Genomic DNA, 16443 nt, shown 5'->3' with positions numbered 1-16443 from the left:
GCGTAGGCAAGCGTATCGCCATCCACATCCGAGGCGAGGATTGTGCCGGTTATGGCTGTGTCCTCGTCACCGCTGACCGCCAGCACCGTGCCATTGTCGACAGGCGCGTCGTTGACGGGTGTAAGGTCCAGACCGGCTGTGGAGGTGGCGGTGAGGGTGCCATCGCTGACCGTGTAGCTGAAGGTAACGGCGCTGTTGTCATTGAGAGCAGGGGTATAGGCCCATGTCCCGTCACCGTTGTCGTCCAGTGTCCCGTTGCCCGAAGTAAGCGTCAGATCCGTGATGGTCAGAGCCGCGTTCGCATCCGGATCGGTTGCTCCTGTGAGCAACTGGGCCGATGTGATGGTGCGTACCGTATCCTCGTCCGAGGCGGTCAGCGTGACTGTTGCCGCGGCGGGGCCGTCATTGTCGCCCGTGATGTTGATGGTCACGGTTGTGGTGGATTGTGGGCCATCATCCTGAGCTGTGTACTGGAAGGTCGCGGTATAGAGCGTCCCTGCATCCAGACTGTCGGGGGCGGTCAGCTGATAGTTGCCGTCCCGCTCCAGCGATACGACCACACCGTCGACAGTGGTGATAAGATACCCTGTCGCCGTGCTGATAGCGGTGGCCGAGACCGAGCTTGCCACGCTGACGATCTCGGGGATGTCGCCCACGTCGCGATCGGTATCATTGTCCAGCAGGTTGCCGGTCACGCTTGTCGCAGTGTTTTCTGTTGCGGTGATCGTGTCGGGGTTGGCGGTGATGTTATCGTTGACCCCTGTGATCGTGACGCTGACGGTTGCTGTCTCGGTCAGGTTTCCGTCCGATACGGTGTAGGTAAAGCTGTCGACAGCAGTGTCGCCCTCGGCCAGCTCGTTGAAGCGGGCAGTGGGAGAAGACAGGTTGTAGAAGAGCGAGCCGTTGGATTGCAACGTAACCTGTGCGCCCCAATCGGTGGTGATCACCCCTGCAAAGCTGCCCACTGTGGCGCTGCCGCCTGTCGCCGCATCGCCGGTGGCATCCTTGAGATCCGCCAGCCCTGTCACGGTCAGGGCGTCACCGTCCGGATCGCTGTCAAGCGTGCCGATGTTCAGCAGGTTCAGGGTAGAGAGTGTCCCCCCCTCAACCGCGCTGATGGCATCGTCCTGAGGTGTCGGTGTGTCGTTGCTGGCGGTAATCGTCACATCCACCGTCTGGTTCATCGCGGCCAGCCCGTCACCGTCTGTCAGCGACAGGGTGATGGTGCGCGATGTTACCGGCTGGTCACTGACAGTGGCATAGCTCAGCGCCTGCAAGACCGCCTGCACATCGCTTTTTTGCGCCGTGGCGTTGAAGGTAAAGCTGATGCTGCCCGTTGCCGCCAGACCAAGCGCGCCGACTGTTACACCGCCCACGCTCAGCACACCAAGCTCGCTCAGATCAACTGTACCAGAGGTATCGACCGACAGGATATCCGTCAGATCACCTCCCGCAACCGATGCGCTCAGCACCGCCGTGTCGTAGTCAAGGTTGTCCACATCCACCAGCGTGACCGCATCCGCGATCAACGTGGGGACCACGGCAGCGGCATCAACGGCCTCCACATGGGTCGGTGTGAGTTGTGCGCCCGTGTCGATTTCAGTGGCATCGTTCACCGCTGCCACGGCAACTGCAACCACACCTGCATCGTTCAGCCCGCCGGCCGTGTCGGTGACGGTATAGGTGATGCTGGCTGTCCCGTTGAAGTCATCCGCAGGCGTAAAGGTGATTTCGGTGCCCGACACAGTGACCCCGCCTTGCGCGGCTGGCACGGTGGCTGTGACTGTGATGGCGTCGCCGTCCACTTCGGTGATCAGGCTTGCCACATCAATTACGGATGGGCCTGCGTCCTCCATGATGTTGGCGGTGCCGTCTGCGGCAACGGGTGCATCATCCAGAGCGGTGATTGTGACATTGATCGTGTCACTGTCGTTCAGCGCCGCCCCTGTGGCATCGGACACGGTATAGGTGATGGTTACCGGACCTGTGGAGTTTGCCGCCGGGGTAAAGGTGATGATCTTGCCCGAGAAGCTGAGCGAGCCTTGTGTCTCTGGCACGCTGGCTGCGGTGACGGTGAAATCGTCGCCGTCTACTTCGGTCACAAAGGAGGTGACGTCGATCATGATCGCGGCGTCTTCGTTTGTAGTGGCTGTGCCTGTAGTGGCGTCCGGTGCATCATCGACAGCTGCAACCGTCACGCCGACCACTTGTGTGACGGCAACCATCTGGTCGTCGGTGATGGTCACGGTAAAGCTGTCTGCGCCATTGAAGTTTGCATCGGGCGTATAGGTATAGGCACCTGTGGTCAGGTCGATTGTGACGGTGCCGTTTGTGGCTCCGTCCCCTGCGGCGATGGTATAGCCACGGGTGCTGCCGGCATCGACGTCTGTGGCAACGATGGTCCCGTTGATGACCGTATCCTCGTCCCCGCTGGCGGCCAGATCAGAGGCAACCAGATCGACAACCGGCGCATCATTTATGCCCGAGACGGTGAAGTTGAGCGAACCTGTATCGGTCAGGCCTGTGCCATCTGTCACGGTAAAGCCTACAACCAGCGCGGCGGTGTCGTTCACCGCAAGGCTTTCAAAGCTGGGGCCGCTGGCAGCCAGTGTGAACACACCGGTGCTGCCATCATAGCTGACACCCAGCGCCGCGACAGTTGTTGCCACACCGTCCAGTGTGGCGGTATCGAAGCTGAGCGATGTCAGATCGATGTCGCCATCCTCGTCTGTGGCCAGCGCACTCAGCGCCGCCTCAAGCGGGGCGGGCAAGGCCGCTGCCGAAAGGGTCACGGTGAATGTGCTGTTCTCGGCGATATTACCGGGTGCAAGGCTGACGTTATCAGTGGCCACAGGGGCCTCTGCGACGTCGGTCACGCTCAGGGTGAAGGCGGCTGTGTCCTCGTCTCCCGTCCCGATCATCGTATCATCGACAGTGACGGTGACGTTATAGACGCCGTCCGTGTTGTCATCGCTGGCGGTCTCGAAATTGGGCGAGGTGCCGATAAAGAACAACTCGGGGCCGCTCGGACCTGTGCGGATTTCAAAGTCGGCCGCATCAGCGCCGTCCAGATCCAGATCGTTTGTGCCAAGTGCGTCATCGCTGACTATGATGTCCGCGACCTTGATGCCGCCTGTGGTCGGCGTGTTTTCCGCAATGGTGATCTGGCCGTTGGCCAATGTGACCTCGGGCGCTTCGTTCACGTCCTGCACGGTCACGGTGATGTCTTGTGTGCTGGAATTGCCCAGCACATCGGTGGCCTGCACGGTCACATTGTATGTGCCATCGGTGCCTGCATCGGTGGGCACCTCGAAATCAGGGGCCGCCTTGAACACCAGCTCGTTGCCGTTGATGATCTCGAACGCGCCCATGTCCGCACCGCCCACAAGGCTGTAGCTGGTCTGGCTCGCGTCGCTGTCCACATCTGTTGCTGTCAGGGTCAGCACGGCAGTCTGGTTTTCGTCAGGGGTTGCTGTGTTGGCGCTTGTGATGACGGGCGGTGTGTCATCCGCATCCGTCACTGCGATGGTGAAGGTTTCCGTGGCGGTTGTGCCATCCGCACTGGTCGCCTCGATCGTGATGTTGTGCGAGGGCGCCGCCTCGAAGTTGAGCGCGGGTGCGCCAGCCTCGTCCGACAGGGTCACAACGCCGGATGTGGCGTCGATCTCGAACCGGTTACCGGCATTATCGGTCAGTGCGTATGTGACAGTGTTGAGCGTGGCATCGCTGTCCGAGGAGAAGGCGGTGATGCCGACAATCGCGCCACCCATCGAGTTTTCTGCCAGTGAGCCGCCGGTTGTGCCGTCGGTATCAACAGGCGTGCTGACGGAGAATTCCGTTATGTCGTCATTGACCGTGATGGTGAAGGTCGCCGCCGCGCTCGCCGCACCACTTTGCGGTGTTGCGATCACGTCGAGGGTATAGCTGCCGCCGCCTGCCGCTTCGCGGTCGATGGCACCGTTGACGGTGATCACACCTGTGCTGCTGTCGATGGTAAACAGGCTGCTGCCTGTGCCGCCCGTGATGCTGTAGGCCAACGGATTTGCGGTGACATCGTCATCGGTGGACATCGCTGTAATGCCGACAGCGGTGCCGATGGCTGCGTTTTCGTTCACATTGCCTGTCGCAAAGAAGGCTGTGTCGTTATCGACAGGAGTTGTGGTGATGTTGTCATCCACATCCGACACGTTCACCGTGACCTGCTGGGTATCGGTGCCGCCATTCTGGTCATCCACAAGGATGCTCAGCACATGCTGACCTCCGCCCATGGCTTCGGCGTCCAGCGATTTGCCCGCCGCCAGTGTGATCGCGCCCGTGGCGCTGTTGATCGCGAACAGGCCGTCCGGATCGCCCGCATCAATGGAGTAGACCAGCGTATCCTTGTCATCCGTATCGTTGGCAAAGGCTGTGGCAATCACGGTGGGTGTCATGGCCCCGATGTCGAGGTCTTCTGCCACGTTTGCGATGATATCGCCTGCGGCCACGGGGCCGTCATTTGTGCCGGTGATCGTCACGGTGATGGTCTGCGTGGTGGTGGCGGTATCTGTCGCCACACCTGGCGCTGTCTCGGAATTGTCGTTTGCCGTGACCTCATAGGCCAGCACAAGCGTCTCGCCCGCAGCGAGGAATTTGAACGCATCATCCCCCATCATGCCCGAGGTAAAGCCCCAGCTGGCATCGGTATTGGCACCGTCCGCTGCAAGGGTCAGCGTCGGGGTAAAGCCGGTTGTGGCCCCTGCCCCTGCGGCAAAGCCCAGCATCGCCTTGAGGGCAGTGTCAGAGGGCGCTGAATCGCCCGTATAGCTGCCGCTGACCGCCAGATCTGTCACGCTCAGTGTCACATCGTCGGTGGTGTCCTCGTCTGTCACACTCAGGGTGCCATTGGCTGTCAGCGTGCTGTCTGACGCGCCTTCTGCGGCCTCCGTGACCATTGCGCCTTCCTGGCCTGCGGCGGCAGAGATGACGGGGCGGTCGTTGCTGCCCACAATGTTGATAAAGACAGTCTGCGAGACAAAAGAGCCGACCTCGTCAAAGATACGGATTTCGTATTCCTGCGGGCTGCCGAGCAGTTCCTCTCCTTCGGCCAATGCGTTCAGATCTGCATCGGGGATCTCGAAGCTGACGATGACATTACCGTCTGCAACTGTGCCGCCCGAGGGCGTGAAGGAGATTGTGCCGGCAAAGCCCGACGCTGCGGGAATAAAGGCAAAGTTGGGCGTGCCGGTGCTGTCCACATCCGTGTAGGAGATTGTGGCCTGCGCCTCGACCGCATCGCCTTCGGCGGTTGCGCGTGTGTCGGTTCCCTCCAGCTGCTCTTTGGCGGTGATGGTTGCACCCGGAACGATACCACCCACGACAGGTGCGTCATTGGCGCCTGTGACGTTGATGGCCAGTGCTGTTTCGGTGAACAGGCCGTCATCATCCGTGGCACGCAGCATGGTGCTGATGGCAGGGTTTTCGCCAGCGCGCAGCGCATCAATGCCTGCATCATTGGCATCAAAGGTATAGCCGCCTGCGGTGGTGACGGTCAGGGTCCCCAATTCGATCAGGCCTGTGGCATCCGACGGGTCGGCAACTACTGTCGCCCCGCTGCGGTCATAGTAGAAGGTCTGGCTTGTCTCGCCAGCCACCACGGTTTTACCCGAGATCGAGAAGTCGACCGTATCGCCTGTGTCACGCTCGACTGCGGTGAGACCGTCGACACCGGCTACGCCGGTGATGTCCGCGATGGTGTCGGCGTTTGCCGTGTCGGCAATGCTCTTTGCTGCGATGGCGGCAATTTCCGGCGTGTCATTGGCCGGATCAATGGTGATGGTCACATTGGTGACGGTGCTGTCGCTGTTGGCCGCACCGTTCCCGTCCGAGACGACAACCCCGAAATCAAGCACGATGTTGCCGCCGTCAGGGGCGGCATTCACCGCCGCCGCATCGACAGCAAAGTCATAGCTGCCGTTTGTATAGAGCTTGAGCGTGCCGAAAGCAGAGGTCTGGGTGGTGAAGCTGCCGCCCGGGTCACTGCCCATGGTGCCTGCATCCAGCGCATAGCTCAGGGTCGTGTCATCCGCGTCCGCATCCGCACCCATCAGCGTGCCGGAAGCATTGGTGAAAGCATTGTTGATGTTGGTGTCTGTATATGTTGCGAGGTTCACAGCCGTCAGCGTGGGGCGGTCGTTTACGCCGGTGACGTCTACCGTCATCACGCCTGTGTCGGTGGCAGTGGCCCCGTCTGTCAGGGTAAAGTCGATCAACAGCTCCAGCGTGTCTGCCGCATCCAGATCCTGATAGAAGGCAACGGTGGTATCAACGCTGATCTCGCCTGTCACGGCGTTATAGCTGAGGCCCAGTGTTGCAAAATCACTGGCCACACCGCCCGCGGTAACAGTACCGGGGAAGGTGACAGAGGACACATCAATGTTGCCATCGGGGTCAGAGCCGAAGCTGGACAGCGACACCTCCCCTGCCCCTGCCAGACCCGAGACGATGGTGAGAGTCGTGCTGCTATCCTCATTGACACCCGCGAGGTCGAAATCACTGGCCGAGGGTGTGTCGTTGCTGGCCGTGATGTTTACGGAAACGCTCTGCTGCATGGCGGTGCCGCCGTCCCCGTCTGTCAGGTCCAGCGTAATGGCACGCGTGGTCGCGGGCTGGTCGCTGGTGGTGGCATAAGACAGCGCCTGAAGGACGGATTCCACCTGTGCCTGCATCGCGGAGGCATTGAATGTCACCGACAGTCCGGCTGTGGTTGTGGCCAGCGTGCCGATGGTTGTGCCGCCAACGCTGACGTCTGTGCCAGACACCGAAACGGTCCCTGACGTATCCAGCGACAGGACATCGCTTGCATCCCCGCCCGTGACAGCCGCCGACAGGACGGCCGTGTCGTAATCAAGCGCGTCTACATCCACCAGTGTCACGGCATCCGCGACCAGTGTCGCCACAGGCGTGGCCGCATCTACCGCTTCTACATGGGTCGGTGTGACCTGTGCTGTGGTGTTGATTTCTGTCGCATCGTTTACCGCGCTGACTGTGACATTCACGAGAGTGGTGATCACAGCGTTTTCGTCATCCGTGATGGTAACGGTAAAGGCGTCAGTGCCATTGTAGTTTGCGTTTGGCACATAGCTGTAGGCGCCGGTGTTTTCATTAATGGTAACGGTGCCATTTGCAGGGCCGTCGGAAGCTTCGATCGTATAGGCGCGTGTATCGCCCAGATCCGTATCAGTGGCCACAACGGAGCCACCGATGGTGATCGCATCCTCTGCGCCCGTTGGCGTGAGGGCGGATGCAACGGCATCCAGCACAGGCGCGTCATTGGTGCCACGCACGGTGAAGGTGACCGAACCGGTGTCGGATGCGCTGGCGTCGTCGGTGACGGTAAAGTTGATGACGACATCGGTTGTGACGCTTTCGGCCAACGTCTGATAGGCCGCGACGGCTCCGTCAAAGGTGAATACACCAGTTGCCCCAGTGTACGTGATACCGGCTGTTGCCAGATCGGCCACTGCAGTGCCGCCAATGGTGGCACTTACAAATGCAAGGCTGGCCGGGCTGATGTTGCCTTCGACATCGGTCGCAAACAGGGCCAAAGGCACATCGGTCATCGCCGACGGTGCACCGTTCACCACGGTGACGCTAAAGCTTTGATCTTCGTTCGCGATGGGGAAGGTTGTTGATGGCACAACATTCCCGACGGGCGCATCGTTGATTGGATCAATGGTGATGTTGACAGTGACGGTATCCATGCCGCCCTGCCCGTCCGCGACGGTGACGATAAAGCTGTCGGCGCCGTTGAAATCCTGACCCGGTGTGTAGGTGTATTCGCCGGAGGCATCGATGCTGGCTGTGCCGTTCGCCCCATCCGTGGAGATGCTGTAGGTCAGCGTATCGCCCATACCCATGTTATCAAGATCGCGGTCGTCAACGGAGATAGTCCCCGTAACCGCAACATCTTCGTCTGTCGTTTTGGCGAGTTCTGACAGGCTTTCGTCGATCACAGGCGCGTCGTTGGTGCCGGTGATGGTCACGATCAGGTCCTGCGTGGCCGAGCCGTCAGCGGAGGTGACGGTGATTGTGTCTGTCAGGGTCGCCCCCACACCGAGGTTCTGGACCGCGGCCAGCGTATTGGTCAGCGTATAGGTCCATGCGCCATTGGTGCCGACCTCGAAGGTGCCATAGGCATTATCGCCAGCTGTATTTGCTGCAATCGCCTGGAACGTGCTTTCGCCGGTGTCCTTGTCGGTGATGGTCAATGTGCCGCTGGCAGTCAGGTCCATCGCATCTTCGGCCACACTGTTGCTGGCGGTGCCTGCGATCACGGGCACGTCATTGGTGCCGTTGATGGTGATGACCACATTCTGCGTGGTGGTTGCAGGCGGGGTTGCATTGTCACTGGCTGTCAGCGTGTAGGTCAGCACCAGCGTATCGGTGGCTGACAGGTAATCAAACAGCTCTGTGCCGCTGTTGAAATTCCATGTGACCTGTTCGCTGGCCTCGGTCGCGCTCAGCGTATCTGTCACGCCCAGCATCGCCAGCAAGGTTGCATTTGCAATGCTGTTGTCGTCACCGCTGGTCACGGCAACGGATGTGGTGGTGACGGAGACCAGATCGCTCAGGTCTGCATCGGCCAGCGTCAGCGTGCCGGAGGTGCTCAGCGCCGCGTCTCCTTCGGTCACGGTGCGGGCGTCTGTATTGCCGGTTTCGACTGTCAGACTGGGGCTGTCGTTGGTGCCTGTGACGGAAACAGTGATGTCCTGGGTCACGGACCCGCCTGTCGCGCCATCGTCGATGGTGACGGTATAGGTCAGGGCAAGGACTTCGCCTGCGGCCAGATGGTCAAAATCCGCATCGTCGATGTCAAAGGTCCAGTCGACGGAATTACCCACTGTGCTGGCGGCATTCGCGGCGGTGATGCTGGCGGCGGTGATCGTAAAATCACCCATGGCGCCTGCGTAACCTGTCAGAGCGGCCCCATCCAGTGTGGCGGATTTGAACGCGGATGTGACAGTGTGCGTATCGGCCCCCACAGCCGGATCGCCTGCGGCCAGATCGGAAATATCCGCATCGTCAAAGGTGATGGTGCCGGTCAGCTGCTGGTCGCTGGTGCCACCGGTCACGTCTACCCCCGTGTTTTCGGTCAGGCCCGTGGCCCCCGTCACGGCGATATTGGCAGGCGCGTCATTGACGCCGGTAAAGGTGATGACGATGTCGCGGGTGGTGGACAGATCCCCATCGGTGATCGCGATCTCGTAGGACTGGGTGAACACCTCGCCCTCGGCCAGATTGTTGATCACGCTGTTGTCGACGCTGAAGGTATAGAACAGCAGACCATCGGTGCTGGCTGTGGGTGCAGAGAAACCTGCCGAGAAGGTGCCGATGTAATTGGCCAGATCGGCGGCGCCTGTGCCCATGCTTTGCGTCGGGGTGTTGGTGACGGACAGGGCCGCCCTGTCCGTAGGCTCGATATCGTTGAAGAAGATATTGCCGCCAACTGCGGTCATGCCATCCTCGGTCACATCGGCATCGAGAGCGGCCCCGTCGGTGATGAAAGGTGCGTCGTTGTCGCCGTTGATCCGCACCACTGTGGACAGCGGCGTGTCGACAAATGTCGTCCCGTCCGGCGATGTGGTGCGCACGGTATAGGCCAGTGTCACGTCGATAAAGGCGGCGTCATCCAGTGCGTCGAACACGGCTGCATTGCGGTTGAACGTCACCGCATCGCTGGCCGCCGTCAGCCCGCCAAAGGCCGCCTCGACCATCGCTTGGGTATAGCCTGCGGGGATGGTGCCGCTGACAGTGGTGATGGTAGGCGTACCGGTGATGGTGCGCGCATCGTTTGTGTCCAGCTCTGTGGTCACGGTGGTGACCCAGACGTTATCTGCGTCATTGGAGCCTGTGCCCAGCAGATTGACGGTCACATCATCGGCCAGTGCGGTACCTGTCACGGCACCATCCACGATGATGTTCGAATTGCCCTCGTCAAACGCCGATGTGCCGGCCGCCGAAAGGACAGGCGCATCGTCGCTGCCGACGATTGTGATGGTCACGGTCTGCGGCACGGATGTGTCGGTGGCCGCATCAAGGCTGTCGTCCTGTGCAGTGACGTTGAACACCAGAACCAGCTCTTCACCCTTGCCGAGGAAATCAACCTCCGTGTCGGCCAGATCAAAATCCCAGTCGATCACATTGTTGGCGGTGTTGGTGACAGTGAATGCGTTATCCAATGTGCTCATCAGGGTCGCACTGATTGTACCTGCGCTAGAGCTTGGGCCTGTCAAAATATTGGCTGGATCAGTCCCGTTCAGATCGGTCCATGTGGCCGTGGCCAGCGTGGCGGCAGGGGTGTGGGTGTCGGTTGTATCCAGATCGGCAATGCTCAGCGTGCCTGCGGTTTGCAGGTTGCCGCCCACCAGACCTGTGGATTCAGTCACCGTCTCGGCGGCGGAATCGCCCGTCTCTGCGGAAACGGTTGGCGTGTCATTGGTGCCTGTGACGGTCACGGTGACGGTCTGTGTGTCCGTGCTGGTGGTGTCGTTTGATGTGACCGTATACACCAGTGTCAGCACTTCGTCCTTGGCCAGATAATCAAACAGCGTCGAGGCCGCCGAGAAGGTCCATGTGGCCTGATTGCTGCCGCCTGTGGTGGTGTTGGTCAATGTGCCGCCATCTGTGATGCTCAGCAGATTGGCGAGCGGCGTGGCGTTTGAGCCGTAGGCGCCGGTGATGCCCGAGATGCTCAGGCCGGTGACAGTGGTGCTCACACCTTCATTCGCGTCCACATCCGTGATGGTCAGCGTATCGCTCGCCGTCAGGGTCGCTGCCGCGTCCTCGACCAGATCAGCGGTAATGGCATCACCGGTCTCGACGCTGATCACAGGCGCATCGTTGTCGCCTGCGACGTTCACGGTGACAGTGATATCGTCATGCCCGCCCAGCCCGTCGGCCACGCGCACGGTAAACATATCCGTTGCCGTGCCGCCATCATCCAGCGCCTGCGTATCCGCATCGTTGTTGAGCAGGGCATAGCTCCACGTGCCGAGCGATGTCAGCGAGAGCGTACCATAGGTGCCGGTTACAATAGCCGCAGCACCATTTGCCACAGCAGGTGTGACAGGGCCGTCGTTATTGGTAATGATCGACCAGATTTTGGCATCATCATCGGTGGTCGGTGCGTCATTATCCGCATCTGTCACGGCAAAGGCACCGGTGGCCACGGCATCGCCCGCGCCATCATCGCCTGCCTCGATCACGGCATTGTCCACCGCACCGGTGACCGACACGACAGGCGCGTCATTGGTGCCGGTGATATCGATCATGACACTTTGCGTGTCAAAGCCGCCATTGCCGTCCGAGACCTGAACCTCGAAGGATTCCGAGACGGATTCCCCCTGATAAAGGCTCTGAACAGCTGTCGAGCCGTTGGCCAGATCAAAGCTCCACACGCCTGCGGATGTCACGCTGAACGTGCCATAGGTGCCGGTGATTTCGGCAGCTGTTGCGCCCGCGGTTTGGCCCATGCCGGTATTGGCATTTGCGGTCCATGTCAGGGTGGTGTCATTCGCATCGATATCCGTTGCGGCGAATGTGCCTGTGGCAGAGGGGGTGCCAGCGGCGGTCATGCTCATGGCGTCGACGCCCGCCTCGGTCACCGCGCCCGTATCGGCACCGGTGGCAAAGGTGAGAACAGGGGCGTCATTGGTGCCTGCAATCGCGACGGTCAGCGTGCTGGCGGCACTGTCGCCCGCATCTGTGCCGTTTGCGATGGTGTAGTTGAACACATCCGAGACGGTGTCGCCGCCATCCAGCGCCTGCGTATCCGCATCGGTGTTGTCCAGCTCATAACGATAGCTGCCGTCTGTCTTGACATACAGCGTGCCGTAGGTGCCGAAGATCGCGGCCTCGTCTGTGGCTGGTCCTTGATCGAAGGTCAGATCCGTTTGTGCGACCCCTGCCCCGGCAGAGCCTTGGGTGACCTCCAGCGCCGCGGTCTCGCCCGCATCCGCATCGGCCCAGTTGCCATAAGCGTTAAGCATGCCCGAAACGGTGTCGGTACCAGCAGCAGCCGCGTTCAACGCATCCACACCCGCCTCTACAATGCCCGTGGCAGTGCTGGCAGCGGTGATTGTGGGCACATCGTTGCTGCCCGTGACGGTGATGGTGACAACTTGTGTATCGGTGGTGTCGGGCGTGCCGACTGTATTGTCGTCGGTGGCTGTTAGCGTATATTCCAGCACCAGTGTCTGGCCTGCATTCAGGAAGTCAAACGCGCTTGCGCCCGCACTACCTGCGCTGAATTTCCACGTGAAGTCCGAGCCTGACAGGGCGGGGTCGGGATTTGCATCTGCACTCAGGCCGGTGGCAGCGACTGCCGGATCGGCGCTGCCGTCCCCTGCAACAACGCTCATGAAGGCCTCAAGCTGTGTGTTGCTCAGCGGGTTGGTCCCTGTGAAGCTGCCTGACACGGCAACAGAAGTGACATCGACACTCACCGTGTCCGTGGTGTCGGTATCCACCACATTCAGCGTGCCTTCGGCGGTCAGCGTCTGGTCGGCCATCGAGGGATCGGCAACTTCGGTGACAGCGCCCGAGATCGCGCTGCCCGATACGACAGGCGCGTCATTGGTGCCGTCGATCGTGATGACAACACGCTGGACATAGCTTAGGTTATTGGGGGCATTGTTGGTCTCGGTGATGACGACATCGTATTCCTGAACGATGCTTTCCCCCTCGGCCAGCGCGTCGATGATGGCCATCTGCGGGCCGGAAACTGTTTCGGGGAAGGGCAAGCCTACGTTGAAGTCCCACCCGACGGTGCCTGTGCCGTCACCTGTGATAGGGTCGTCGAAACCGGCCTGAAAGAACCCCAGAAAGACGCCGCCGGGCGCATTGGAGACAATGTTGGAGACGGTGACGGAGTGTGTATCGCCCACCTCGTCATCAGTGACGGTAAAGGTGCCAGCGGTGCCAAAGGGCGTATCGTTTTCGATGACGTCGCCTGCCAGATTGGTCAGACCATCCGCGCGCTCGGTGACGGTGTCGCTATAGTCGCCGGTGCCCTGTTGCGGCGCATCGTTGAGATCCTGCAGCGCAAACGACAGGGTGGATTGAGTGATGTTTCCGGCGTTGTCCGTGCCTGTCACCATGATGTTGATAGACGGATTCACCTCGGCGTCGAAATACGCGCGGGCGGCAGCATCATCCTTGATGCGCAGGGTCAGCCCGTCAAATTCCACATGGGCGTGGGCGGGGTTAACCGGAAAGGTTGCCAGCGCATAGGTGGTGCCGTCCGTGCCGTCCAACGTGGCAAGGTCAATCACCCCTGCTGTGGCCTGTGCCTGATCGGCGATCTCGTTCGGGGTGAAAGAGGCTGATTGATCGGCAGAGATTTCGGTATCGATCACGGCCCCTGTGGACAGCGGTGTGGCGCCCGTCATCATATTGCCCGCCGCGTCCTGCGCGCCTGACACACTGACAGAAACATCAGCCAGATCGGCATTTGTATCCGCCAGATCATAGGTGATTGTCAGAATTGTCTTTGCCGCGTTCCATGCGCGCGCCACTGTTGCGCTCTCGCTCAGGCCGGTGCCTGCTGTGGTGATCGTGACGGTGGGGTTGACGGTATCATCCATCGCTTCGTCAAAGGTCACTGCAAGGGTGACGGTGCCTGTGCCCACATCATCTTGGATGATCGCACCGGCGGTGCCTGCGCCCATGTTGAACATGGCGCTGGAGGCTGTGGGTGCTACGTAATCGGCGTTGAAAGAATTGATCATCGGCGCGCTGGCCGTGTTGCCCGCAACGTCTGTAATGCTCATGCTGGCTGACAATGCGCCCGCGCCCAGCGAGGCGGATTCCGCCAGTGACAGTGCAACAGTGCCGTTTGCAGTGACTGATTTCATCACGTTGCCAGCTGTACCCGTGATGGTCAGGCTACCGGTTGAGCCCATGTCCAGCCCGCTGACCGCGACCGAGACAACCTCTGTGCCGCCATAGACCATATCACTGCCCGCACCTGTAAAGGCGATTGTGGCATCATCGTTCAGGTCTGCATCGGTGTCGATCACAACGCTTAGCGCGGCCGAGGGTGCGCTGGTATTGCCCAGTGTATCCGCCGATACGGCTGCGACTGCGTAAGTGGCTGCCGTCAATGTGTTTGCAGTGATCTGGGCGGTGCCGCCCATTTCGGATCCTGTCACGGTATAAACCGCCGACAGAGCGGCGTTGCCGTTGGAGGTATCCACCAGCGTGACTGTATCGTTCATAGCCAGCATGGAGACGTCAACATCAAAGACCGGCGCGGTCACATTGGTGTTTTCGTCCGTGTCGATATTGCTGTCCGAGGTTGCCTGTAGATCGGGCGTTCCGGGAGCGGCGGGGGCTGTTGTGTCCAGCACGATGTCCAGATTGGTTGGCGCAAGGGTCGCGGCTGCGGTGCCATCGGTGATGGTGCCGGTATAGCCGGTGACTTCGAGGTCGGCCTGGTTATCGCCTGCCTGCACGGTGTATGCGAAGGTAACGGTGTTGAGGCTGTTGCCTGTCTGGTTTGCGCTATGCCCGCCTGTCAGGGTCAGCGCGCTGCCCGATGCGGTCACGTTTTCATCGAATGTCGCGGTAAAGGTGATCACATCGCCCGTGGTGAACGGCCCGCTGGGGGTGGCCGTGACAGTGCCTGTGGGGGCCACATTGGTCACAGTGATCGCGACCGCCTGATCGGTGAAGGCGCCATTGCTGTCGGTGGCGCGCACGGTGATGTTGTAGGTGTTGTCGGTGTCGTCATCTGCAGGGGCTTCGAAATCCGGACCGGAGGCAAAAGACACGACGCCCGTGGCTGCATCAATGGTGAAATCCCCATTATCCACACCCGACCCGGCAAGCGCATAGGTGATGCCGCTGCCTTCGCTGTCGCTGTCATCGGTGGCGGTCGCGTCATAGGCCACTGTGGTGCCTTCAGCGACCGAGGCGATCGCGCCACTGGTGAAAGTGGGGGCAGTGTTTGCAACCATACTTTGCACAGCAAGGCCGCCAGGGCCTCCAACGGGAACGAAAGTACCCGCAGTACCTGATGGGCTTGCCGACAGGTTCACAAACTGGCCTATGGCTTCTTCCCAGTACACAATCTCGATCGTATTGGCGCCTGCGTTCAGCGTGGCGCTGGATGATGTTGACCAGCTAGCGGAGACGCCGCCTGTGCTGTCGTCCCAACGCGTTGCTACAACCACACCGTTTACGATAAAAGTCAGGGCATCGTCTGCGTCATGTTCAAAATACCATGTCCCAGCATCACCTGCAGAAACATTGACAGTTCCAGTGTAGCGGATGGCGAAATTGTCGCCATTTGCTCCCGCGGGCAGTGTGACCGTGTCGATATTGCCTGTCGTATTGCTGGCGACACCAGTCCCGTTCAACAATGCCAATGCACTCGCGTTGCTATCAATTGTTCCTGTGGATGTGGCGTACTGATAGAAAAAACCTGAAGTTGTCATGATGAAGCTCCTGTCGGGGATGTCGTATTTGGGACGGGCCTGCGGGCGAATGCCTGCGCAGACGTGATGTGTTCGGGCCGTTTATGCGCGGGGCAGAAAACGGAAGCGGGGCGCGGTTTAATGAACCGGTGATGCGTCGCGGCCAACGGCAGCCTGTGCCGTAAAACCGGCGTGGCGACCAGCTGTGCAGCTGTTGTCTGAGAAAATAATGTCTGTGAAAATAAACGTTTAGAATCAGTTATATGAGGCGCGAAATTGCGCCCTGTACCGTTTCGATGACAGTCTATCGACCGTCCAGTGAGTATTGCAGAATCCAAAACTGCGCCCCATCTGGTTTGCCCGCTGAAAAACACCAGCCGACAAAACTCCGTTCGCATAAACCTGCGTTCATGCGGTAAACCCACTTCGCTGGTGCCTGAGAAATGACCCCACCGCGTGGCTGCGGTATCCAATTTTTAAACGCACTTTTACATTCGGGCCCGGATCAATAATTTGGCGGGCTGATAAAGTGCAAAGAAATCATTAACTCACTGTAGATTGACGTTGGGCAAACCTCTTGGCAAGGCAGAATCTGGGGCGGATGCCGCTCTGCGGACTGTCAAGTTTTTGGAAACAAAATGGTTAATATGGCTGCATTGGCAATTTTCCGCGCAAAATCAATTTGCTAAGATATTTTCGCCCGCAGAGAAATTAATAAATAATTAATTTAATTTTTTTCGGATCACGCAACCTCAAATGATGCTGCATTGCAGAACTTCTCGCATAGCGGGAATTTCCAATACTTTCGGTAAGATAGCTGGAACTTGTCGGGGGCAAGCCGCCCCCGATAGTGGTTAACACATACACTTTTTGCGTCAGGCACATTTGTAAGATTCTCGTAATAAGTGTATTTCGTGAGGGGTGGTTAAGCTGTCAGTCCGCCCAATACCCCTGAAATACGCCGATTATTACGGATGTAATTATACGA

The 16443-nt window shown here is 59.7% G+C and carries 1 protein-coding gene; it reads right to left on the bottom strand.

All coding sequences use genetic code 11. The annotated features are described in order from the left end of the window. On the bottom strand, window positions 1–15476 hold a 15476-nt coding region (locus Q0903_RS18335), incomplete at its 3' end, for a VCBS domain-containing protein (protein ID WP_299417690.1). Between the last annotated feature and the right edge of the window lie 967 nt (window positions 15477–16443).

It is taken from the genome of uncultured Sulfitobacter sp., from assembly GCF_947502895.1.
GTDB lineage: Bacteria > Pseudomonadota > Alphaproteobacteria > Rhodobacterales > Rhodobacteraceae > Sulfitobacter.
Note: the sequence above shows the minus strand (reverse complement) of the source record. Positions and strands in the feature narration are given on the sequence as shown.